Annotated in this window: 21 protein-coding genes; 10 read left to right on the top strand and 11 right to left on the bottom strand. The window is 49.4% G+C overall.

Features of this window, described 5'->3' with window-relative positions:
* Positions 1-133 precede the first annotated feature (133 nt).
* Positions 134-328: a hypothetical protein gene (locus J0A67_RS18655; protein ID WP_206570909.1), complete on the bottom strand. Its 195-nt coding sequence runs from the start codon at positions 326-328 to the stop codon at positions 134-136.
* Positions 329-415: 87 nt separating this feature from the next.
* Between J0A67_RS18655 and J0A67_RS18650 the strand changes: the two genes are divergently transcribed.
* From J0A67_RS18650 to J0A67_RS18640, 3 genes are all read left to right on the top strand, one after another.
* On the top strand, positions 416-1459 hold the full coding sequence (locus J0A67_RS18650; RefSeq protein WP_206570908.1) for a glycoside hydrolase family protein: 1044 nt from the start codon (positions 416-418) through the stop codon (positions 1457-1459).
* A 287-nt stretch (positions 1460-1746) separates the two neighbouring features.
* The gene (locus J0A67_RS18645; protein WP_206570907.1) at positions 1747-3036 is read left to right on the top strand and encodes a M20/M25/M40 family metallo-hydrolase; all 1290 of its coding nucleotides are present in this window, start codon (positions 1747-1749) and stop codon (positions 3034-3036) included.
* A gap of 63 nt (positions 3037-3099) precedes the next feature.
* On the top strand, positions 3100-4881 hold the full coding sequence (locus J0A67_RS18640) for an alpha-amylase family glycosyl hydrolase (protein WP_206570906.1): 1782 nt from the start codon (positions 3100-3102) through the stop codon (positions 4879-4881).
* A 45-nt stretch (positions 4882-4926) separates the two neighbouring features.
* Here J0A67_RS18640 and J0A67_RS18635 read toward each other — a convergent pair whose 3' ends face one another.
* From J0A67_RS18635 to J0A67_RS18625, 3 genes are all read right to left on the bottom strand, one after another.
* Complete coding sequence (locus J0A67_RS18635) at positions 4927-6090, bottom strand: hypothetical protein (RefSeq protein ID WP_206570905.1); 1164 nt, start codon at positions 6088-6090, stop codon at positions 4927-4929.
* Between the two features lie 101 nt (positions 6091-6191).
* Positions 6192-6329 carry a hypothetical protein gene (locus tag J0A67_RS18630; protein ID WP_206570904.1) on the bottom strand — a complete coding sequence of 46 codons (138 nt, stop codon included), beginning with the start codon at positions 6327-6329 and terminating at the stop codon, positions 6192-6194.
* A gap of 23 nt (positions 6330-6352) precedes the next feature.
* Positions 6353-7444, bottom strand: a complete 1092-nt coding sequence (locus J0A67_RS18625) for a hypothetical protein (RefSeq protein ID WP_206570903.1) — start codon at positions 7442-7444, stop codon at positions 6353-6355.
* Between the two features lie 121 nt (positions 7445-7565).
* Here J0A67_RS18625 and J0A67_RS18620 point away from each other — a divergent pair, with 121 nt between their 5' ends.
* From J0A67_RS18620 to J0A67_RS18610, 3 genes are read left to right on the top strand one after another with little or no spacing between them, the layout of a single operon-like run.
* Positions 7566-8369 (top strand): GH25 family lysozyme, encoded by an 804-nt coding sequence (locus J0A67_RS18620; protein ID WP_206570902.1) that lies wholly within the window; start codon positions 7566-7568, stop codon positions 8367-8369.
* A gap of 59 nt (positions 8370-8428) precedes the next feature.
* Entirely contained in the window at positions 8429-9949 is a 1521-nt protein-coding gene (locus J0A67_RS18615) for a sulfatase family protein (RefSeq protein WP_206570901.1), read from the top strand.
* Positions 9950-9958: 9 nt separating this feature from the next.
* Complete coding sequence (locus tag J0A67_RS18610) at positions 9959-10909, top strand: alpha/beta fold hydrolase (protein ID WP_206570900.1); 951 nt, start codon at positions 9959-9961, stop codon at positions 10907-10909.
* Positions 10910-10939: 30 nt separating this feature from the next.
* On the opposite strand, the gene J0A67_RS18605 is transcribed toward J0A67_RS18610, so the two are convergent.
* The 7 genes from J0A67_RS18605 to J0A67_RS18580 all read right to left on the bottom strand — a co-directional run bounded on the left by J0A67_RS18605 (position 10940) and on the right by J0A67_RS18580 (position 19556).
* Positions 10940-13216 carry a ligand-binding sensor domain-containing protein gene (locus J0A67_RS18605; RefSeq protein WP_206570899.1) on the bottom strand — a complete coding sequence of 759 codons (2277 nt, stop codon included), beginning with the start codon at positions 13214-13216 and terminating at the stop codon, positions 10940-10942.
* A gap of 284 nt (positions 13217-13500) precedes the next feature.
* The gene (locus J0A67_RS18600) at positions 13501-14511 is read right to left on the bottom strand and encodes a S41 family peptidase (protein WP_206570898.1); all 1011 of its coding nucleotides are present in this window, start codon (positions 14509-14511) and stop codon (positions 13501-13503) included.
* Positions 14508-15326: a DUF3316 domain-containing protein gene (locus J0A67_RS18595; RefSeq protein ID WP_206570897.1), complete on the bottom strand. Its 819-nt coding sequence runs from the start codon at positions 15324-15326 to the stop codon at positions 14508-14510. The genes J0A67_RS18600 and J0A67_RS18595 overlap by 4 nt, the downstream gene beginning before the upstream one ends.
* Before the next feature lie 91 nt (positions 15327-15417).
* Complete coding sequence (locus J0A67_RS18590) at positions 15418-16380, bottom strand: metallophosphoesterase family protein (protein ID WP_206570896.1); 963 nt, start codon at positions 16378-16380, stop codon at positions 15418-15420.
* A 31-nt stretch (positions 16381-16411) separates the two neighbouring features.
* Positions 16412-16837 (bottom strand): hypothetical protein, encoded by a 426-nt coding sequence (locus tag J0A67_RS23115; RefSeq protein WP_241265252.1) that lies wholly within the window; start codon positions 16835-16837, stop codon positions 16412-16414.
* Positions 16838-16846: 9 nt separating this feature from the next.
* Positions 16847-17590, bottom strand: a complete 744-nt coding sequence (locus tag J0A67_RS23110; protein ID WP_241265251.1) for an alpha/beta hydrolase — start codon at positions 17588-17590, stop codon at positions 16847-16849.
* Positions 17591-17924: 334 nt separating this feature from the next.
* Positions 17925-19556 carry a sulfatase family protein gene (locus J0A67_RS18580; RefSeq protein WP_206570895.1) on the bottom strand — a complete coding sequence of 544 codons (1632 nt, stop codon included), beginning with the start codon at positions 19554-19556 and terminating at the stop codon, positions 17925-17927.
* Positions 19557-19694: 138 nt separating this feature from the next.
* Here J0A67_RS18580 and J0A67_RS18575 point away from each other — a divergent pair, with 138 nt between their 5' ends.
* The 4 genes from J0A67_RS18575 (at position 19695) to J0A67_RS18560 (ending at position 23387) form a co-directional block, all read left to right on the top strand.
* The gene (locus tag J0A67_RS18575) at positions 19695-20519 is read left to right on the top strand and encodes a Gfo/Idh/MocA family protein (protein WP_206570894.1); all 825 of its coding nucleotides are present in this window, start codon (positions 19695-19697) and stop codon (positions 20517-20519) included.
* A gap of 66 nt (positions 20520-20585) precedes the next feature.
* A complete protein-coding gene (locus J0A67_RS18570) occupies positions 20586-21209 on the top strand; it encodes a hypothetical protein (protein ID WP_206570893.1) in 624 nt (207 codons plus the stop codon).
* 234 nt (positions 21210-21443) lie between these two features.
* Positions 21444-22070, top strand: coding sequence for a hypothetical protein (locus tag J0A67_RS18565; RefSeq protein WP_206570892.1), 627 nt, complete (start codon positions 21444-21446; stop codon positions 22068-22070).
* Between the two features lie 375 nt (positions 22071-22445).
* On the top strand, positions 22446-23387 hold the full coding sequence (locus J0A67_RS18560; protein ID WP_206570891.1) for a TIM barrel protein: 942 nt from the start codon (positions 22446-22448) through the stop codon (positions 23385-23387).
* Positions 23388-23414: the final 27 nt, after the last annotated feature.

The raw sequence follows: 23414 nt of genomic DNA, 5'->3' as shown, positions 1-23414 counted from the left end.
ATTTTGAGTTTACTTGGGGGCATAAGTTAGCCAAATCCTGAAAACAAGCTTGGGTATCGAATCGATACAAATGGGGGATCATTTGTTTCAAGCACAAGATCTGCCAATGGTTTCAATAAAAAAATCCACCCTTCTACGCCTTGGGACAGGAAACGATTAGTTTGTTTACCGAAAAGGTAAAGATCAGCAAAACCGTTTCCAAGTCGTTTGCGACAAACTGCCCCTCATTGAAGCAGGACAAGTTGCGGGCAGCCAAGACTTCGTAGGATTGGTCAAATTCAAATTCCGTTGGACTTGTCTTGGAAAAAGCGAAAAACGAGCGTTCCATAATAGAGGATGAGTTGGGCTAGGCTCGAGGCCAAATACAATTGCTTACCAAACGTGCAGGAATTATCTTCATCATTTCCGTTTCCCTATGAAATCCCATTTTCTTACGCTCTTAGTCCTGACTTTTTCTTTTTCGACTGAAGCCCAAACCCTTGGTAAACCAGTTTCCTCGCAAGTGATGGAGGAAGTGTACGAAAAAGTCAAAACGCCCTTCAAATACGGCATAGTGTTCCAACATCCCGACACTACCAAGATGATAGACTCTCCCACCATCTTTCGGGAAAACGGGCTTTGGTACATGACTTATATCGTCTTTGATGGGCAGGGTTATGAGACCTGGCTGGCGCTAAGCGAGAATCTGCTCCACTGGGAGTCCAAGGGAAAAATCCTCTCATTCACCGAAGGCACCTGGGACGCCAACCAAAAAGCCGGATATCCCGCGCTGGTCAAGACGGAATGGGGAGGGAACTATGAGGTGGAAAAATTCCAAGATCGCTACTGGATGACCTATCTCGGCGGCAGTAGCAGCGGCTACGAAGCAGGCACTTTGAAGGTGGGACTTGCCAGCTCACCAAGTCTGACGGAAGTCCGACACTGGAATACCGCACACGAGCCGCTTCTATCGCCGGAGGATGGAGATGCCCGGTGGTTTGAGAACAAAACCATCTACAAAAGCTATGTCATCCGCGACCGAGACCTTCATACCGGCTATCCCTTTGTGATGTACTACAATGCGAAAGGCGACACGGCAGAGTACGAAAGCATAGCCATGGCCGTGTCCGAGGACTTGAAAACCTGGAAGCGCTATGGAAAAAACCCGGTCATTACAAAACACCAAGGTATTTGCGGGGACGCACAGATCGTCAAAATGGGAAATCTCTATGTGATGTTCTACTTCGGAGCGTTTTGGAAGACGGGGGCATTTGAGCGTTTCGCTGTCTCCTACGACTTGGTCCACTGGACGGATTGGGAAGGTGCGGATTTGGTCGCGTCCTCAGAGCCCTACGACAGGCAGTATGCCCATAAGCCTTGGGTGATCAAATGGAAAGGAATCGTCTATCACTTCTACAATGCGGTGGGGGACCGGGGAAGAGTGATCGCCTTGGCAACTTCTGAGGATTTACGAAAATAAGGTACAGATCGCCCCTTCAGGACTCTGGTGTAATTATTTGCCAAATATCCCCAAATCAAATTTGGGGCTGGTACAAAATGCGCCTTCAGCGCTGATGTTACCTCGAATGATTACTTTGGATAAATACCTATGGCATTTCTTGTAACAGCCCAGAATTCAATTCTGGGTTTAGGCATAAAAATAGATTAGGAGTGCCGACGGCAAGATCCATTATAAATTTCCCGCCAATTCCATCTGATTGAAAACCCAACATTGTCCCCACTCGCTTTTTCGCCTATTTTTCACACATGAAAAAATTCACGCTATACACACTTTTCGCGGTATTGCCGCTTTTCTCTTTTGCGCAGCAAAACCTGTCCAGAGATGAGCAAAAACTCCTCGAACTGATCGATAAGAACTACCAGGAGACTCTTGCCCTTTTAGAAGAAGTCATCAACATCAATTCCGGCTCTCTAAATCCGGAGGGCGTGCGGCAGGTAGGAAAGGTATTCGAGCGGGAGTTTCAAAAAATTGGCTTCGAGACCGAATGGCTTGAGCTCCCGGTTGAGGTCAATCGTGCGGGACATTTCATCGCCTCCCGTACAGGCGGCAAAGGAACAAAACTCTTCCTGATCGGTCATCTCGACACGGTGTTTGAGAAAGATATGCCCTTCTCTCCTTTTACTTGGCTCAATGACAGCACCGCCACCGGCCAAGGTGCCAATGACATGAAAGGAGGCGATGTCCTGATTCTTGCCAGTCTGAAAGCCTTGAATGAACTTGGCCTTTTGGACGACAGCACGATCACGGTGTATTTCACAGGAGATGAAGAAAGCTCCGGCAATGTCACTGTTTCGAGAAAGGACTTTGTCGAGCGGGCGAGACAACATGACATTGCCTTGGCCTACGAGACCGCCCAAGGCTTTGGCACCGTGACGGTAGCAAGAAGGGGCGCGAGCACCTGGACATTAAAAACAAGCGGAAGGCAAAGCCATTCCAGCGGAGTTTTTCGCGAGTCGGTGGGCTATGGAGCCATCTACGAAGCAGCAAGAATCCTCACGGAGTTTCAGGAAACACTTGCCTCCGAGCAATACCTGACCTTCAATCCCGGTCAGATCATAGGCGGCTCGGACATCAGCTACGATGAAGTCAGTGGAAAGGGAGAAGCCCTCGGCAAAACCAATATCGTTGCGCGAGAGGCATTCGTCACTGGGGATTTGAGATTTTTGGGCGAAGTCCAAAAAGAAGCTGCCCGGGTAAAAATGCAGGAAATCGTATCAAAACACCTCAACCAGACCGACGCGGAAATCACCTTCAAAGACGCCCTTCCCTCCATGGTGTCCAGTGAAGGAAACTATGCCTTGGCCAAGATCCTAAACCAAGTCAGCTTGGATATGGGCTTTGGCGAGGTGAAGCCCGGAGATCCCGGCAGTCGGGGTGCCGGTGACATTTCCTTTGTGGCAGAATTCATGGATTGCCTAGACGGACTTGGGGCCTCCGGCAGTGGTGCCCATGCTCCAGGCGAAACCATCAACATGAAGCAATATCCCGATTTGATCAAAAGAAATACTATTTTGCTGTACCGATTGACCCGATAACCTGATGAATCCGTCTTTGGCCGCTACCTAAATCCAGCGGCAGCTTTTCCAAAACCATCAGCAATGAAGCCTCAAAAGTTTGTCGTCTACCACGTTTTTACCAGGCTCTTCGGCAACAAGAATACGAACAATAAACCTTGGGGAACCAAGGAAGAAAATGGCGTCGGAAAATTCGATGATTTCACAGACAAAGCACTGGAGGAGATCAGGAAACTGGGCGTTACGCATATTTGGTACACGGGGGTACTGCACCACGCGATGGTGGGCGATTTCCCCGAGATCGGGGTCGGCTCCGACCATCCCGCGGTAGTCAAAGGCCGGGCTGGCTCACCCTATGCCATCCGGGATTACTATCAGGTCAATCCGGACTTGGCAGTCAATCCGTCCCGTCGCTTGGAGGAATTCGAGGATTTAATCGCCCGCACCCACCGCCACGGTATGAAGGCAATCATCGACATCGTCCCCAATCACGTCTCGCGACACTACGAGGGCCGAAACAACCCTCCCGGAGTCCGGGACTTTGGAGCTGACGATGATACTTCCGTCAGCTATCGCCGGGACAACAACTTCTATTATATCCCCGGTGAAGCATTTGAGGTGCCGGATCCCCAAAACGGCTACCAGCCTCTCGGCGGTGAGCCGCATCAATTACTGAAAAAGGAATATAGGGAATTTCCCGCCAAGTGGACAGGAAACGGATCCAGACAGGCAAAACCGGATTTCTATGACTGGTACGAGACCGCCAAGATCAACTATGGAATCCGACCGGATGGCGGAAAGGATTTTCCGGAATTGCCGCCGGAATCCGCAAAATGGGATTTGACCCAGCACTTGGAGTTTTGGAAGGAAAAAGACGTGCCGGACACCTGGAAGAAATTCAGGGACATCACCTTTTTTTGGCTGGAAAAAAACATGGACGGTTTCCGATATGACATGGCCGAGATGGTACCGGTTGAGTTTTGGTCCTATCTGAATTCCTATATCAAGTCCCAGAAAAGCGATGCTATACAGATAGCCGAAGTATACAACCCCAGTCTCTACCGCGATTTTATCTTCAAGGGGAAGGTGGACTACCTCTATGACAAAGTCGGCCTCTACGATACGCTCAAAGAAATTGTCCTAGGCCACGGCCACACCGACCGGCTATTGGCGATACTGGAAGGGCTGAAGAACATCGAACACCACATGCTCCACTTTCTGGAAAACCACGACGAAGTGAGGATTGCAAGTCCGGAATTTGCTAAAAATCCCTGGAAAGCCATGCCAGCAATGGTGCTGTCCGCCTTGGTCAGCACTTCGCCTACCATGATCTATTTTGGCCAGGAAGTCGGCGAACCTGCAGCGGAGTGGGCAGGCTTTGGCCATCCTAACCGTACCTCGATCTTTGACTACATCGGCGTACCCCAACATCAGAAGTGGATGAACGCGGGGAAATTTGACGGGGGGCAGCTTTCCGCCAATGAAAAAGCACTGCGAAACTACTACTCGGAAGTATTGAACTTTACCCTGACTGCTCCTGCATTGAGAGGAGAATATCAGGAGCTGCATACCTTGAACTGCCGACCCCATTCCGGCTACGGACAAAAGCAATTTGCCTTCGCCCGATGGGAAGGAAACCAGAAGTTGATTGTCGTCTGCAATTTTGACGAGCATCATGGTTTTATGACCCACCTGAAGCTTCCCAAAGAGCTGCTCAGAAAATGGAAACTGGTGACTGGAACCAAAGAAGTGCACGAGGTGATGTTTGGAAAAAAGAAAACGCTCCTCCACGTCAATGAAAACGAGGCTTTTTTAGAGCTAGACTTCGGTCCCTTGGAGTCGGCGGTGTTTGAACTCGGCAGCTAGGATGAGAAGAGGCATGGAGGTCCGAAAGACAATGCAAAGACCAAGCTACTCCTCCTTTTCCACCAGTTTCATCTTGTAGAGGATTAGCCCTTCATCTTCCAACTCGGAGAGACTGGGATTTTTGGAGGCCATCAGCTCGCCGTTGTTGTTTACTACGGTTGGGCCGTGCACACCTGCGGGCAATTTTAGATCGGCCTGAATCAATTCATAATCCTTCGAAAAGACCGCCACGTAGTAGGGATTGATCTTATGGATCTCAATCCTATCCTCCTCTTTTTTTCGGTCAAACGCGGCGTACCGTTCTGGGGAAACGCCTTTTCTATAAACAGCTAGTACATAATCCCCCATGACCAAAAGATCTTCCACCGTAGCCGCAGTGAAGGTCTGCATCTGGTCAAAGAAAGTCCCGGCTTGGGCTGGCTCCACCGGGGAATATCCCGCCCAATTGGGCACATCAAATTCCGCTGTTTTTAGGTATTCAAATTTGCCCGCTTCTTCGCGATAGACATAAAATCGGGGTTCCAGCCACATCCCAAGGAGCCAATCTTTTCCGCGCTGAGTCACAATTGGTATAGGGATGCCATGGATTCTCCCATCGCTGAGCGGTGAGGACGGAGGCAGAGACATGATCCCCAGGGTGTCTTTGCTGGTCAAATCCTGGATCTGCATGATCGGTCTGCGATAGAGCTGCAAATAGAATTCAGGATTATCGAAGCCCATCTGCATGCTTTCGGGCCAGAGATTGGGATAGATCGCCTTGCCATCGATTTCATGGAAACCAAGCTTGGGATAGAAAACAAAGGTAGAATAGGGATATGGCACTTTCACGTTGTCCATGCGATTGCCATCTTCAAACTTCACATAGCCCTGATCCGGAGTAAGAACAATCACCTTTCCATCCAAGTAAGATAGACCCATGGCTGTCGAGATATTGTCCAGTCCATCTTCAGCCAAGGTTTTGTCTTGGATGACCTTGCCATCTGCGCCCACTTCCAGGTAGTTTTGGAACAAATCGCTGACCAGAAGGTATTGATCCGATCCGGGGTCGTAGTCCTGTAGGCGCATCTCTCCCAGATAGTCGACCTGGATGGAGTCGGTCACTTCTAGGGCCAGACTAACCGCCTTACTTGATTCGGGGGATTTAGGGCCACAGCTTGTACAAAAGAAAACCATCAGCACAAAGCTACGCAGTGTCTTGGTTGTTGTCATTAGGTTGGTTTTTGAAAAAAAGCAGAAAAACTAAAAATCCAATATAGCGAAGTAACAATTCGGTACAACATGTTGGCCGAAAAATTTCGACTTGTCTAAGTTTACAAAATCCGATACTGCTCCAGATTCAGGAAGCAGTGGTCGCCACTGATTTTCCGCTTTTTAGAGCTTTCCTGCACTACAAGCCGGTTGAGATAGGCTCGGGTGGTGTTTTCGACGTAGGACTTTCTGGCTAGCACTCTAGCACTTATTAACGCTAGAACTACTTTTTCACCTTGAGCAGGTAGATAAAATAAGACTCGTCGTAGGTCTCCGACAACCTATGCTTAAAAGACGCCGGGAGTGCACCGTAGTTTTCTTGGATTTCCTCGCCCGAAATCCCAAAATACAGGATCCCGTCTTCGGAGAATTGAGGAAAAACCAGGTTCATCCCAGTCATGGAGTTGTCAATGATCCCTGGGTAGAATGTCAGCTGCTTGCTTGAAAGATCCATCAAAGCCAGTTTTCGCCTAGATTCATCCATCAGCTGAAACATAATCCGCTGCCCATGCAAACCAAAAACTTCTCCAATCAGATAGCTGTATTCTGGCGAGCGGATGATTTTGCCAAAATCAGGCGGATGGGTCACTCCATAGAGTTTCTCCCGAGGGAAGGCCCGTGCTCCGAGATCGATATGCACCAATGGACGGAACTCACCGCCCTCCCAGAAATAGATGGTATCATTGAATGCTCGGGAAAACAGCACCCCTTCTCTCCATTGGGAAAATTGGGAATAGGTATGATTGTAAAAACTATAGGCTTCCCGATCTACCGGCAAAGCGCGTGATCGCACGACAGAATCATACGTCAAAATCTCCCAATCACCGTCCTCAATTCGATTGGTAAACGCAATGTTCCCAAAATCATCCTGAAAATGAACCTTAGCCTTGACTGGCAATATTTCCTCACCAATTTCGTTCAGCTTCTCGTCAAGCCAAGTAACTCGGTCACCGGACAAAATGATCCCGATCCGATCCCCCTCCAGAATTACTTGGGTAATATATGCCGCGGGCAATCTACCGTCTTCTTCGAATTGCAGGCTTCGTAGCACCTTCCCTTTGAGGTCGAGTTGGTACAATGTCGTGACCATTTCGGTCTCGAAAAGATAGAAATACCGATCTGACCTCAGAATCACTGGAACGCCGGAAATAGGATAGGGAGTCTGCACTTCCAAAACATCCAAGCGATCAGCGAATTCACTCACCAACAGTGGCCTATCAGAGCGCTCCGGTACATACGAAAGTGTCTCTTCTGTAGGGTCTTTGCAGGAAGAAAATAAAACTACCGCCAATACGGCAAACAGTCTTGAAGTCATAGCCTATCGAAAAATTCAATTCAGATCAATCTAAAGAAAACCAATCAATTACGAAAACCAAGTTTGGTATCCATCCTTGGAATGGCGAGGAGTTTGATTTTTTTCGAACTTTGCCCAGTTTATGCCCCGTAAGAGAACCTCTCCTTCTTGGTTTGCCGTATTCCTTTGCGTCTTTTTGGTTGCATTGGGTTCCGTAGTGTTAGTGTATATTTTTAGAGAAAAGCTGGAAAAGCGGCTTGGCAATTTTACCCGAAATTCTCCACCTCTAACCGAAGAGCTCAAACTCCAACATGTGTTTCGTAATTATCCAGACGGTAGTCTAGGCATTGACGTCTCGGAATACCAAGACCAAATCGACTTTGCAGGACTTCAGCTCCAGCTGGAAGGCCACCGCATCGAGTTTGTCTTCATCCGCGCCACTATGGGGGACGACGGCGTTGACAAAAGATATCTTCAAAACTGGGACGGATTTGGCAACATGCCCGTGAAACGCGGCGCCTACCACTACTACCGGCCCAATGAAAACAGCACGAAGCAGGCCCGAAACTTCATCAAAATTGCAAAGCTAAAACCCGGCGACCTCATCCCTGTCCTCGACATCGAAAGACACAGTACCATACAGCCTAGGGAAAAACTGCGGGAAGGGCTGAAAAATTGGCTGCGAATCGTGGAGGAGCACTACGGAGTGAAACCCATCATCTACACCGGCGACCGGTTTTTCTGGGAAGTCTTGCACAAAGAAGGCTTTGAAGAATATCCCATTTGGGTCGCGAATTACAATCGAATCGTGGAGCCGGAAACCGAAAACTGGGAAATCTGGCAGTTTTCTGAAAAAGGCCGCCTACCGGGAATCCCGGAGCGCATTGATCTGAACATTCTGCAGAATGGAAGCGAGTATCTGTCGTCTCTGACCATTCCGGGGTAAATACCCCTTGCACAATCCTCCGATTGCCCTTATTTTGAGAAGGATAGAACGAACCCACCATGATCCTGACTCCTTTTTTGCTTCTTGTTTTAAGCCTTTTCACCTCCTCCCACACCCAAGCTCCACTGGAAAGTCCACCCAACATCCTCTTCCTCATCGCTGACGATTGGTCTTATCCGCATGCTGGCGTCTATGGAGATCAAGTCGTTAGAACTCCAACCTTTGACCGGTTGGCAGCAGAAGGAGCGCTTTTCACCAATGCCTACACGGCGTCCCCTTCCTGCTCCCCATCCCGAGCTTCCATCCTCACCGGGCGCTATCCGCATGAAAACGAAAGCGGAGGAAACCTTTGGTCAGAGTGGCCAGCCCAATATCCCACCTATGTGAGCTTGTTGGAAGAAATGGGCTATTTCACGGGTTTGACCCGCAAAGGCTGGGGACCGGGAGACTTCAAAATTTCGGGTTTGGAGCACAATCCCGCGGGCAAAAGCTACTCGGATTTTGCCGAATTCTTGAAAAATCGTCCGGATGGAGCCCCTTTTACCTTTTGGTTTGGAAGCTCTGACCCGCATCGGGAGTATATTCCCAACACCGGTATCCAAACGGGAACGAAGCTGGAAGATGTGGTCGTTCCCGGCTTTTTCCCCGACAACGACTGTGTGAGAAACGACATCCTGGATTATTATTTTGAGATCGAACGCTTTGATCGGGAATGCGGGCAGCTGATCGCCATGCTGGAGCAAATCGGCGAGCTCGACAATACCATTATTGTGATGACGAGCGACAACGGCATGCCATTTCCCCGTGCAAAAGCAAATCTCTACGACTACGGCACCCGCATGCCATTGGCGATCCGCTGGCCCAAAAAGGTCAAGCCAGGCACTGTCATCCATGACTTTGTGAGTTTTGTGGACTTTGCCCCGAGCTTTTTGGATGCAGCCGAAAAAAGTCCTGAAAATATGAGTGGGCTATCACTTTGGGCTTTTATGGATGGAGAAAGCCTAGATCGGGATCAAGTATTTCTCGAGCGGGAGCGCCATGCCAATGTCAGAAAAGGCGATCTCAGCTTTCCCATGAGGGCGGTCCGGACCCAGCAATTCCTCTACATCTGGAATCCCATGCCGGAGCGAAATCCCGCCGGAGATCCCAGTGTCCACCAGTCGGTCGGACAGTATGGTGACGTAGATCACTCGATCACAAAATTTTTGATCATGGAGATGGAAGGAAAAACGGCTGCGGACCAGCCGGACTACTTTTCTTTGGCATTTGGTGCCAGACCAGAAGAGGAACTTTATGATGTAGTTTCGGATCCCTATCAACTGAACAATTTGGCCGCCCAATCCAACTTCGCCGACATCAAAAAAGAACTGCGGCAACAGCTTCTTGACTGGATGGAAGCGACTGGTGATCCGCGGTTTGAAAACCCAAAGTCAACCTATTGGGATGAGTTGCGCTACACTCCGGATTACCAGATGAAAGACACAGATGTCGCCAAGCAAATCCAGGATTATCGGATCAAGCCTCCTTTCGGTCCGGATGCAAAGGATGGAATCCCTTGCCAGTCCTCCAACAATCAATAACCAAGCAGGATGAAGCCGGCCGCGTTTCTGTCTTTCTTTCTCCTTTGCTTTACATCTTTTGCGCAACAAGCTATCCATACCAAAGATGGAATGGAAATCGGCGGTATTCAGCAGTATATTGAGGTAGATACCAAAGATGATTCGAAGCCCATTCTATTATTTCTCCATGGCGGACCGGGCTTCAGTTCGAGGCCCTACCTGGAAAAGGTCAAAAAATCCCTGCAAGAAGATTTTATTATCGTCCAATGGGACCAGCGGGAAACCGGAAACACGCTGGCCTGGAATCCCTCCCCTGTTCCGCTAGCGCCCACGCTTTTCCACCACGACACGGAACAAGTCGTGGATTACTTGCTGGAAAGGTTTGGGCGCAAGAAGCTCCTGCTCGTCGGATTCTCCTGGGGCGGTTTTCTGGGTTTGGAATATGCCAAAAACCACCCGGAAAAGCTGCTTGCCTATGTGCACGTCTCGGGGATGGTTGCTGCTGAACTTTCCGAAAAACTGACCCTTGACGAGATACGCGAGCGAGCTGAGGAAGAAAACAATGCATTGGCGATCCAGGAACTAGCCGATATCCAAATCCCCTTCCGCAACTGGAAGGATTTGTATTTCCAGAGGAAATGGACAGCGTACTTCAGCGGAGTGAAGGTCACTCCAAAAACCTATCCCATGCACATATTCGAAAATTGGAACAAAACCTGGTTTCAGCTCTTCTTAGAGGCCTCGAAAGTGGACTATCTCAAACACGCTCCTCAGCTGGATTGTCCGGTTTATTTTTTTGTCGCAAGGAAAGATCTAGTCTCTAATGCCAAGGTGACTGGCATCTACTACGAGCAGTTGAAAGCTCCGACAAAAGAATTGGTTTGGTTTGACAAATCCACCCACGAAATCCCCAGTCAAGAGCCCAAGGAATTTACGTTTCAGCTGCTAAAAATCCCGATGCCCGGTTCACCGAATTTCTGAACCTATATATTCATTCAGTTGCCACCACCTCTACTCAATCATGTCCAGATACCTCGCCATCCAGTACGGCCAAAGCCAAAATACCGGCTCCCGCACTTGGGAAGGATTGCCCTGCACTGCTGCCCAGGGATTTTTGTCCCAGCGAACGGTAGCGCGAATAGCGGGCGGGGGAAGTTGTGAGATCTGCGATTCCTCCAGAATTGGTGAATGGACCAGCTGCACATCTTCGCGCTTCGAGTGGTCAATCGGCCAGTCCACCAAATCCAGAGGGGTTTCCCTCAGGAAAGCGACAGTTTGAGACACGTTGACTTTTTTGCCGGTGGCGAGGGAATAGCTTAGGTTATTGATCAGGTTCTCCCCTTCGGTCTGCGTGCCCATCCATTCCTCGGCGAGCTCTTGATAGACTTTGAGGATCTCCGGATCCTGTTCGTATTTCAGCAGAATTGGGAAAAGATAGCCCTCCATGGTCAAGTCAAAATAAATTTTCCAAGCGGGATTCTTGCGATTCAGCTGGGACGCGTTTTTCAGATAGTCCTCTTCCTCGATCAGTCTTCGGTATTCCTTCTCGTACTTTTCATCGCCTGTAATGGCTGCGGCAAATTTTAGATAGGCTAGCATTTCGAAGGAATTAATGGCCTTCTCCGAAGCCCAATCCGGATCACGATTGAGCCGATCCGGCGACCAAACTGCCCAGCGCGTATGCTTTCCATCTATGTCGACCAAGTTATAGCCGTTTCGGATTACCGCGTCCATCAGCCTGGCCACATGCGTGCGAATTTCCTTTTTGTCCTCCTCAGTAGCCGCAAACTCATAGAAGTAGAAGTAACTCATGAAGTGTCCCGTCATCTCATCACTACTGGTATCGCCTTTCCAAAGCCAATTCTTATCCGCTGAAAGTCTCCAGCGCTGTTCGACAGGTTTGTAGCGTGGATCGGCCACCAGTGCCTCCGCCAACTCCCGCTCAGTGTAACTGCGGTTGGGATCGTGGAGCTGGGTCCAGTCTGCAGGGACGATGGTTCGGGCGAAAAGCCCATCCGTTCCGGTCACGTCGAATAGAAGCTTGAGAAACCCAAACGCCTTTCTGGCTTTGTCCAGTGCGTCGGTATCTTTGGTCACCGCATAGCGGAAGCTTTCCATCGCCAGATAGCCGCCAGTATATTCCCCATCGTTGTCATCATCGGAGTGTTTCCAGGTAGAGGTGTCGCCGGGAGCCTCTAGGCGAAGCACGCCGCAGATCCAGGGTTCGCGTATGTGCTTGTCCATAAGTTCAGAGTAAAAATAGCTTTGCTTTTCGGCCAAAGTCATGGGGAATTTCCGGATGTGACTGACACCATTTTGGGTCGCTACCCAGGCATCCCCTGTTTTGTCAAAAGCCACTTGATTGACCTGATCGTCCATAAGCCAGCGACGGCTGAAGAGCAGGGATCGGCTGCCGTCGGGAAAGTACCGGACTACCCCCCGATCCGTCCCCACCCACATCACTCCCTCGGGAGATCGGGAAATGGATTGAATGTGGATAGAGGGCAAGCCTTCCTTGGTGGTCAGATTGTGTTTGAGTTTTTGGCCTTCCCGTACCGACACGCCGCCCATCGCTCCAACCCAAACTTGGTCTTCAGGCCCAAATGCAAGCGCACGTGCATAGCAGCTGATCAGTTCGTCTGTATTTTGGTATAGAATCGCCGAACCTCCCGCGCAAAGGTAAAGTCCAGCATCAGTGGCTACCCATAGCTGCCCCTTGTCATCGGCGATGGCATCCCGCACGGATCTGGCAATCGCGTAGGAAGTTTTTTCCCAGACCCCTCCCTTCTTTTGCCAAATTCCTTTTGGCCCCAAGGCGTAAATCTCCTCTCCTGCAGAAGCAAGCTCAGAGATCGGCCCTAGGACGTCAGCAATTTTGCTCACGCCATCACTCTTGGCCTCATAAAGTCCATCCCAGGTTCCCAACCAAATTGAGCCAGCCTCGTCTTTTTCCACTGCATAGGCAGGACCTCGATCAGTCCCATTGATCATCGGAATCCAAGCTTTGTCCGATTCTGGCTTTCGAAATATCCCGCCAGCCGTCGCAATCCAAACCTGATTGTCCTGCTCGACCAGGATATCCCTTACCTCGTTTTCCTCCGGAAGATCACTTACGAAAAAGGCCTCGTGGACTTCTTGAATAAAGTTTTCGTCAGAAAAAGGGGATTCAAGGGCCGCTCTATTCTCCTGAGGTAATTCACCTTTGCAGGAAAGAAAAAGCAAAAATGCTACTGCAGGAGAAAACCCAGAAAGTCCACGGCGGACAGTGGAAGAGAGCCGAAAGTTCATTTTGACAGGTTTAGGTGGAAGCAGAAATGCCAACTGAAAAACCCAAAAATCAGACTATTGGACTAGTCTCCCGCAGAAAAAAGCGATTCGGGACAAATCACGCTAGCCTCCTTAAGAAGAAGGAATTAGGTCAATAGAACTTCGGTCACAAAAAAAATCGGATTGATATGTCTTGGGAAATGTCAAATGATAATGTAGAATGACATGAAAAAACCGCTTCAATCTTCCAATGCCTTCGATTACACTTTGACGCAACTCCCCCTTTTCAAGGGGGCGGGGGGATCTTAACTTCCTGTCTTAATGTACTGAATGGCTCTCTCCAAGATCGGATCCCGGCCAGCTGCGATATCCGCCTGAGTCATCTCCACCCGGATGTCCACGGGCACACCACCTTCGAAATTCAGGCCATCCACTGTGTAGCCGATCGTCGAGCTGTAGTTGAAATACCAGCCATTGGGAAGGTCATAGCCTGCTGGTACACCGCAGCCTCCACCCGTGTCGTCACCCATCAGGATAGCTCCGGGTATGCCTTTGATATAGGCCGAAAAATAGCTGCCCGCGCTATAAACCTTGCGATTAGTCAGGACGACTATTCGTCCCTCAAAGTGGGGATTTTGCTGATTGGGGTCCAGGAAGATGTCTTTTTCTTCGGAAAAGTCACTGGGCCCGGGGCCGTTTTTGGTCTTAAAGGAATAGATCTTGGTGCGCTCCTTGATCAGCCGGGCGGCGATCTTCAAACCGTTTTCGGGATTGCCTCCTTCGTTGTTTCGGATATCGATGATGACACCGGGCAAACCCTTGAAGCGGTCGACCACAAAGTCCAGTTCATCCTCCAAGATGGGAGTGGCAAAACTCCGGTAGTGGAGATAGCCTACCCCATCAATCTCCTGATTGAGCAGGTATCCGGTGATGCGATAGTCGCCAAGGTAGTTTCGTTCAAGCACATCGAAACTGTAATTGGCTGGCGCCTCCAGATACGGAAGGTAGCGGCTGATGTCAAAGGGAGTCCGGAGATTGGTATGACCATCCTTGAGCGTATTGAGCATAGCCGCCATCACGTCATATAGCTCCTGATCGCTTTGTGCTTGGAGAGCTAAGGGGCGATAGACCGTCTGAATGCTGTCCCAATTGATTTTCTTGTACTCAAAAAGCGCATAGCGATCCTTCATCGCCTGCCAAAGGACATCGAAATTGTCGGCGTTGTTGTTTTCTTTTTCTGAGCTGTAAAAGAGATTTTCGCAGGCAGTGACGCCCAGCCCAATCACCAACAGAAGTATGGATCCGAACTTTCTCATTTGGTTTTCATCAGGAAGTTGACACCAATGGTATGCGCGGCGGCGTGCACCGGCACGGGGTTTTGATAGGAATAGTATTCCCAGTTGTAGACCACCTGCATCTTGTTGCCGCTGGCGATGGGGAATTCGACGTAGTTGTCAAACTGGATTCGGGGGAAATTGCCTAGCCAGCTCACTGACGTATTGTCAAAGAGAGAGGATACGAAGTCCTTTTCGTGATCCAGAAACTCCGGCACCGCCGAATATCCTGGTCGTGAAATATAACCGATCAGCGGCAGTTTGAGGGTAAAGCTCGCCTTCATCGCTTTTCCCCAAAGATCAAAGTTCCGCAGATAGCGCCCCTCAGCCTGGAGGTTTCCGGTAAATTCGTAATTGATCTGGCTGTTGTCCCAGCGGGGGGAATAGCGGACGGAAATCACGTTGGAGAGGCCAGAACCAACATAGATCGCGCTTTTATCATCGCTCTTAAGCTGAAAAAGATAGCTGTAGCTGAGCTCGTTCCAATAGGAGCTAATACTCGGCTGAAGGTAACGCGAAGGCACCTGCCCGATCTCAAAGGCTTTACTCTTCATGCTGCCAACGGCTGCTTCAAAGTTGAATTTCCGCCAGGTGTTGGCCTTGTTCTTTTCCATGTTGATCATGAAATAGAGCAGACCTCCGCTGTACTTGGTTTGGGTGACGAGTTCGTCCTGGAAATTTTGGGAGCGAATACCCACTGCCATTCCCCAAAAAGTCTCCTTTTGAGATTCCTGTGCCTGAGCAGGGTCAATGGAAACGAAAAAGCAAAGCAGGATGAGAGACAAGTATTTTTTCACCGGCTATCTGTTTATTCCCTACAAAAGTATTTCAATAAAAACAGATCCCGAAGAATGTGTTCGAAAACCTTGGGCAAAACTTGTCCAATGGCTAAAACCTCAGCTTTTTCTTGCTGATCTCGGGATGGACGTAGGGCTTCAGATTTTCGGGAAAGCCCAGTTCAAAAGGCGATGGCCCTACCCATTCGGTCTTCTTGCCGGCAATCTTGATCGTACCTTTGGACGAGATGGTGACGGTCGTAAAAAGTGGTTCTTTGAAGGGTGCCGTAAACTTGATCCATCGGTAGTTTTTGTCCACTTCGGCGCTGTAGCGGATATGTTCATAGTCTTCCCCCAACCAATGGTAAGCCATCGAAGTCGTGGAGATGTACCAGATTCCGCCGATGTTTTCGGTATAGTCCGTATGGGTGTGACCGTTGAAAGACGCGATGACCTTACGGTCTGGGTGCAAGCTGTTGTGGGCTTGGAGCAAAGCCTGAACCTCCTCGAAGTTTTCTACTCCGTAGCTTTCTTGGTGGGTTTTGTAGAGAGAAAGTCCCTGATGGGAAAAGAGGATCACCGGAAACTGAGACTTTTCCAGATCCTGCCTTAGCCAAGCAAGTTGCTCCGGGCCGATCAGTTGTTGATAGCCCTTTTTGCTTGGATCGACTTTGTCATTGCCATCGAGCACGACAAAGTGAAACCCATTTTTGTCAAAAGAATAATAGCTCGAGGTCATCTCTCGATAGGTCAAAGCCTTTTCCAGGGTCGTTCCCCCATCCATCTCGTGATTACCGATCACGTGGTATTTTTCTCCGGGAAAAGAATTCCAAATATCGTAGGCCTTTTGATACTCAGGCTTAGGAATGCTAAAATCCCCCAACTCGATGATGAAGTCAGGTTTTTCCTTTTTCATCGCATCGATAAACGTCGTCATGCGGTACTCCGAATCGTGCATGGTCGGAATGTGGACATCGGTACACAGGCCAAAAGTGACCACATTCGCTTTTTGGGCAAAGCCAGAAGTACCGATCCCCAATCCGGTGAATAGCAAAAGGGTGGAAAGGAATTTCATAGAAGATTTGGAAGAGATATTAAACTGAGGTTTAGGGTTTGAACTGGAGAAAATCCATCACGGCTTTTTCACCATGGAGGGCATTTGCCGGAATCGGATGCTGTTCGTTGAAAACCATCAGTTCTTCTCTGGGCAAAAGCGTGACAAAACCTTCGTCAAACTGATTTTTGACCAGGATTTTTCCCGCATTCAAGCCCAGGTATTGCGCCAGAAAATTATAAACCACCGCCCGCTTGCTCGGCCCATAGTCATGACGCTCAGCCGGAAGGTGGACGTTATCTACCTTGCTTTCGGCATCGTACTGCGCATAAACTTTCTGGATGTAGGGCATCTCGATTCTCGGAGTATTTTTTGTCCAGTCACCGCCGTCTGAGACCAGCAGCATTGGTCTTGGCACCGCCAAAGCGGCGATCTCCACGTTGTTGGTCTGGTGATGGGCGCTCTTATGCACTGGCATGCCACTTTCTTAGGTACAGCCGCCAAAAAAGTAAGCCGAAACCATGACGACTGGCACAGAGACTTTGATGCGCGGATCCAATGCGGTAATCATGATGGTCTGGGTGCCTCCGCCCGACTCTCCTGTCACGCCAATTCGCTCAGGATCGACATCGGGCCTAGACACCAGATAGTCGATGACCCGCTGGGAATTGTAGGTTTGTATAGTCAATGCAATCGGCAACTTGTGCTCCACCTGTTTGGAATCGCCATAGCCGATCATGTCGTAAGCAAAGACCACCGCTCCCATCCGGGCAAAGGCTGCGCTCCGGGTCTGGACGCTTTCGCCAAAGCGGGGATCGGTCCCATGTCCGTGAACGCTGAGGATGCCTGGGCTTTTCGCAAAAGGTTCTTTGCTAATCGGACGATAGAGATTGCCCGTGATGTAGAATCCTGGAAAGCTCTCGATGGCAATGTTTTCGACGATATAGCCGTCCATCTCTCGCGTACTGTGGATGATGGCATTGAAGGGAGTGTCCCGTTTTGGCATCTGATCCAACTTCATACCCCGTACGAGACCATCTCGGATGACTTGGCTTCTCTTTTCCCAATCGGCTTTCGTCGTCCAATCCTTTGCCCACTGTTTCATGTGAACGTTAGCCTCGTCTTCGGTCCAGTAGGCGCCCTGACAAAGCATATTTTCCTGGGCTTGGACGATAGGTGTATGGAGGATTGCGGCTATCGCAAAGGCTATGATTCCGATTCGCTTTTTCATGGTTAGAGGGTATGTGTTAAAGACTTCAAGATGGGGTAAATGGACTAGTGTCTATTTGGTCAACAGCGGACGGATCAGGGTAGGACCGACAGCTCCTGCTTTTCTCTTAATGACAGATCTTCTTATTTCGGAAACCTTGGAAAATCGGCCATTCCTCCGGCATTTTTCAAAACCTGTCATCTTTGAATTCCAGCCATTAAAATGGCTGGCTAGCAAATGATTCATGCCTACGGCATTTTCTCCAACATTTTCTACCCAAGTTCACGTCATTCCTCTGTTGTACATCTGGGACTATTAAAAGTCGCTAAGCACACATTTTCTCTCTGTGGTTGGTTTATTTAACCACCGTTGCGATTTCGCTTGGCTCAAAGCCAATCCGATGCGCATTCACATAAATTGAATCGCCCACAGATGCCTCGAAAGCTTTGGAATAGAGTTGCCATCCCTCACTTTTGGCTTTCTTGTAAGAAATAATAGCAGAGGGAGTCGCCGAGCTCAAGCTAACTTTCCCTCCTTGGTAATCTACTTTTGGAGCCTCGGTGACCGGGGGCGTATCCTGCCCGTTCCACCAATTTCTCACCATTTCCATTTCATTTAGCGCACCTAGATCGCCATAGGCCAGCAGCCACTCTTCATGCGCCATTCGCATCTCTGCTAGCTTTTCAGCGTGACTTGGATCTTCCGCCAGATTGACAAATTCCCAAGGATCAGATTGGGTATCGTAAAGCTCTTCCACTGGCTTAGTTTGCGCAAACCAGCGATCTTGATTTTGATCCAAAAGGCCTTTCTCGTGCAAATCCAAAAGGTGGCCCATCAGCGGATTTTGAAGACGGTAGCGGATGTTCTGATAGTTGGGCTTCTCAGGCATGTAATTTCGGATGTATTTATAGCGACCATCTGAGACAGCTCGGACACGGTCGTACTCCGAGTCCATACGGTCACGCGCAGCATAGATGTATTTTCTGGGTTCGGCCTTCTGTTTTCCTAGGAAAGCTTGCCCCTGCATGGTATCCGGTATCGGCACTCCCGCCAGCGAAAGCAGCGTCGGGCCAAAATCCACAAAGCTGACCAATTCCCCTGTTTTCGTTCCTCCATCCAGCCAGGGCGCTTTTACCAAAAGCGGTACTTTCAGGCCCCGATCGTACAATTCCCGCTTGAAATAGGGCATGCCATCCCCGTGGTCAGAATAGAAGAAAATGATGGTGTTGTCATACAGGCCATCTTCCTTGAGCTGTGCGATCACCTCGCCGACCTGCTCATCCATCCGCATCACGTTGGTGATGAAGCGCGCCAATGTCCTTCTGGTAAGCGAATCATCCGGATAGACTGGCGGCACGGTCACCGAATCTGGATCTACCAGCAAACTGTCTTTGCCCTCCCGCGCCCACACTTGGGACTCATGCGTCGTAGTAAAGTTGAAGATAGAGAAAAAGGGCTGTTTTGGATCGGTTCGGTTTCTCCAGTGTGCCTTGTTGCTGCTATCGTCCCACATGCCCACAGGACTCCTGAATTGATAATCTTCCTTGGAGTTGTTGGTCACATAGTAGCCTGCTTGGCGCAGGTAGATGGGATAGGGAAGCATTCCCTCCGGCAATAGCGTGGAATAGCCCTTGAATCCCGGAGGATAGGCATCGCCCGCAGCCGCTGAAGGCGCCAACGTCCGCATATGCATGGCCCCGATGGAAGTCTGATAGGCCCCGGTGATCAAAGCCGAGCGGCTTGGCGCACAGACCCCGGCGGTCGAAAAGGCATTGTTATACTGGAGTGACTCCTTTGCCAAGGCGTTGAGATTCGGCGTTTTTCCCCCGGTGCCCCCATAGCTCTCCAGATGCTCGGGCGACATGTCTTCGCAAACAATCCAAACGATATTAGGCCGCTCAGGATAGCTAACTCTTTCGGAAAGCTTCTCTTTTCTCTGGCAGGAAAAAAGAACAAGAATGGACAAAAGCAGGACAGTATATTTCATTCTCAGATCAGTTTGGGTCAAAAGGAAAGAATAAAAAAACCTCATTTCAAGGAAAAATGGGGCGGGATTCCTAAAAATAACAAAGATTGTTTTACTCACGCATCCTGATTAAATTCAATTTTCGTCAGAAATGTTGCTATGCCTCTCTTAGAAAAAATTAACCGAAGAGAGTTTTTAAGCTCCGCAGCTACTATCGCCGCATCCATCTCCATCGTCCCCTCGCATGTCATTGCCGGGACGGGACACATCCCGCCCTCCGACCAATTGACCGTCGCCAACATCGGCTGCGGCACACAGGGCCTCAGAGAGATGGGAGAGATGCTCAAAAACCCCAAGGTCCGAGTGGTTGCCGTCTGCGATGTAAACAAGAGCTCCTCGGACTACATCGACTGGTCGGCCAATGGCATCCGTGACAACATCCGGGAAGTGTTGGGCGATCCGACCTGGTGGGAAGGCAAACCCGGAATTCCCGGCGGCAGGGACATAGGCCAAGACTATGTCGAAAAGTACTACGCCAAAAATAAGCCCTCAGGCAAATACAAAGGCTGCGCGAGCTACGAGGATTTCCGCGAGCTGTTGACAAAAGAAAAAGGCATCGATGCGGTCAAGATCATGACTCCCGACCACACCCATGCATCCATTGCACTTGCATCCATGGACAAAAAGATGCATGTCGTAACCCACAAGCCCATCTCGAATCGGCTTTTGGAAGGAAGAAAGGTCATCGAGAAAGCCACGTCCAGTGGAACGATCACCCATCTCTTGGCCTGGTCGGACCGTCCTGAATATCGGCAGATCAAGGCTTGGATGGACGAAGGCCTAATCGGCGAGCTGAAGGAAATCCACAACTGGTCCTACCGCCCCGTCTGGCAGCAATGGACCAAAAGACCGGAACCACCTATGCCCGTCCCCAATGGCTTCAACTGGGAACTATGGCTCGGCCCGGTGCCAAACATGCCCTAACACAAGAACTACACACACAACGTCTTCCGGGGCTGGTATGAGTTTGGCGGCGGATCGGTGGCAGACATGGGACATTACAGCCTGTTTCCTCTGTTTGAAACACTAGGGATCACCAAAAGTCCAACTTCTGCCAAGGCCTTTGGCACCACGACTCGCGAAGAAGTCAACCAGGTCTACCAGTGGGTGAAAAACGACGTGGCTTTTCCCGCCAGCTGTATGATCAAGTGGAAATTTCCCGAGCAGGAGAAGCTGCCTGCATTTGACCTGTTTTGGTACGATGGAGGCATGAAGCCCTTTGCGCCAGAGGAGCTCGAAATGGACGGAAAAGACACGCCGGAGGAAGGTCTGATGCTCATGGGCACCAAAGGAAAAATCCTGGGCGGATTCCGGGGAGAAAATCCGGTCTTGCTGCCTGAGAGCAAACTGATGGCTGGCCGCGACGCCGAGCGAATCAACTCACGGGAAGTCGAGCGTATGACCGACTCTTGGGTGGACTCCATGCTGGAAGGCAGGCAGACTCCCGGCAGCTTTGTCCGTGCCCAGTGCATCACCGACACGATCAATCTCGGAGCGATCGCGCTGAGATCGGGCAAAAAGGTGGACTTCGACGCGAACCTGCTCAGGATCACCAACGACGAAGCCGCCAACCAGTTCCTGACCCGGACTTATCGAAAGGGCTGTGAAATTTAAGCAGAGTTGTTAACGCTATGGCGACTTTCCAATTCTCAGCACTGCCGAAAGAAATTGCTTTTGGAGCGGCAGTGTTCTGGGCTATTAGTATTTTTTTGATAGCTATCTTCAAATCTTTTAAAAATTTGACTGCAAGAAAATGACAACCCTTGAGGCCTGAAAATTAAATCTGCTTTTGGTCTCTAATTTTAGTTTTTTTTATTTAATTGGCTAAAAACCCAAAATCTACTACCTATGAAAATTACCCCCCCCCCACACAAAACTCGTTCAAAACTGAGACTAAAGGGAATTCTATTTGTCATTTTGTCATTTATTTTTGCGGAACAATTGTTTGGGCAAACCACTCCCAAAAAAACAGAGAGCAAGGCTGAAGTTTTTACGGCTAAAAACTCTGCTTTTGCCGAATTCTGGGGAAATTCCGGTGGTTATTCGCTTAATTACGGGCGCATCTTCTACCAAAAAAACGCTTTGAAGCTCGCTGCAAGTGCCGGTTTTTCTTTGCTATTCGAAAGTGAAGATGAGCCGTTGCATTCTGGATATATAGTTCCCGCCTTTACCGCGGAGCTTTCATCTTTCTACGGAAAGTCAAAGCATAATCTGGAATTGGGACTTGGCTTCAATACTTCCCATCAAAAAAGTTACGCTTTTGATGAAGACTTCCCGAACAACATACGTGAAACACCTTATTGGCATAAATCTCTTGTTCCTAGGCTTGGATATCGATATCAGAAACCAACCGGAGGCCTCTTTTTCAGAGCCAGTTACACTCCTTCTGTGGCTTTTTCAAGTATTGAAGACTCAGAAGATGGAAATAGCTTTGTACCCTTTGGAATCGGGGTCAGCATAGGGATTAGTTTTTAAGAGATAAACGCTACCAACCCAGATTCAAGTCATGATTGAAATCCCAGAGCTTTTGGCTCTTCGGGTTGAGGTTATTTGGTTTCTTGCTTTCCGAATAGATGGTTTTATTCCAATTTATCGGGCTTAAGGAAAAGGCAACAAGGTGGTTTTGACTCAAAATACAGAAAGTTTATCCACGACGAAACCACTAATCAACTACTGACTCGGACTTAATGCTGAGAAATTTATGCTTCCTTTCCCAGTTGAAGGCAAAATCATCAATTCCTTGTCGACTACACATGATCTAGCTACCGGGATGGAATTAGAGTTTCGAATCATTAACTTATGGCTTTCTGGTAGCCAATAACTTTTAACCAATAACCTCTTTCCCTCCCCATGACAAACAGACGAAATTTCCTTAAGACAGCAGGCCTCGCCTCCGCGGCGATTGGCTTTGGTATGCCCCACCTTTCCTTTGCAAGGCCCAAAGACGAGCTTTTTAAAATCTCCCTAGCCGAGTGGTCGCTCAACAAGATGCTTTTTGGCAAAAAACTCGACCACTTGGACTTCGCCATCGAGGCAAAAAAACACAAGATCGATGCGGTCGAGTACGTCAACCAGTTTTTCAAGGACAAGGCCCAAGACAAAGCTTACCTGCAGGAAATGAAAACCCGAGCGGATGGCGAAGGCGTCACCTCAGTCTTGATCATGATCGATGGCGAGGGCCAGCTCGGCGCCGCAAAGCCGGACGAACGCCAACAAACCGTTGAGAACCACAAGAAGTGGGTCGAAGCGGCGAAGTTTCTCGGCTGCCATGCGATTCGGGTCAACGCATATACCGCAGTTCCCTACAGTACCGATCCCAAGCTAGCCAAGGAAGCCATCGACGTCTGCAGCTCCACTTTTCGCCGAATATGTGAGTTTGCCGAAGACTTTGACATCAATGTAATCATCGAAAATCACGGTGGGTATTCCTCCAATGGCAAGTGGCTGGCGGAGCTAATTAAAGAAACCGCACACCGCAGAGCCGGCACATTGCCCGATTTTGGAAATTTTAGAATCCATACCGAAAATGGTGTCGTCAGCAGTTACGATTCTTATCGAGGTGTAGACGAGCTGATGCCTAGTGCAAAAGGGGTCAGCCTCAAGCCTACGGTTTGGGACGATCATGGGAAAGAGCATCCTCTGGACTATGAGCGTATGATGAAGATCGTAATGGCGCACAACTTCCACGGCTATGTGGGAATAGAACATGGAACAGAAGGCCGGGAGTGGGAAAGTATCGAAGAGATCCGGGTCAATTTGGACATGATACGCAGGACTTTGCAAAACGCGTAGGCAACGAAGGCTACCATCGGATAGCCT

Source organism: Algoriphagus aestuariicola (genome assembly GCF_017254835.1).
Lineage (GTDB): Bacteria > Bacteroidota > Bacteroidia > Cytophagales > Cyclobacteriaceae > Algoriphagus > Algoriphagus aestuariicola.
The sequence above is the reverse complement of the archived record's forward strand: the minus strand, read 5'-3'. Positions and strand labels throughout refer to the sequence as shown.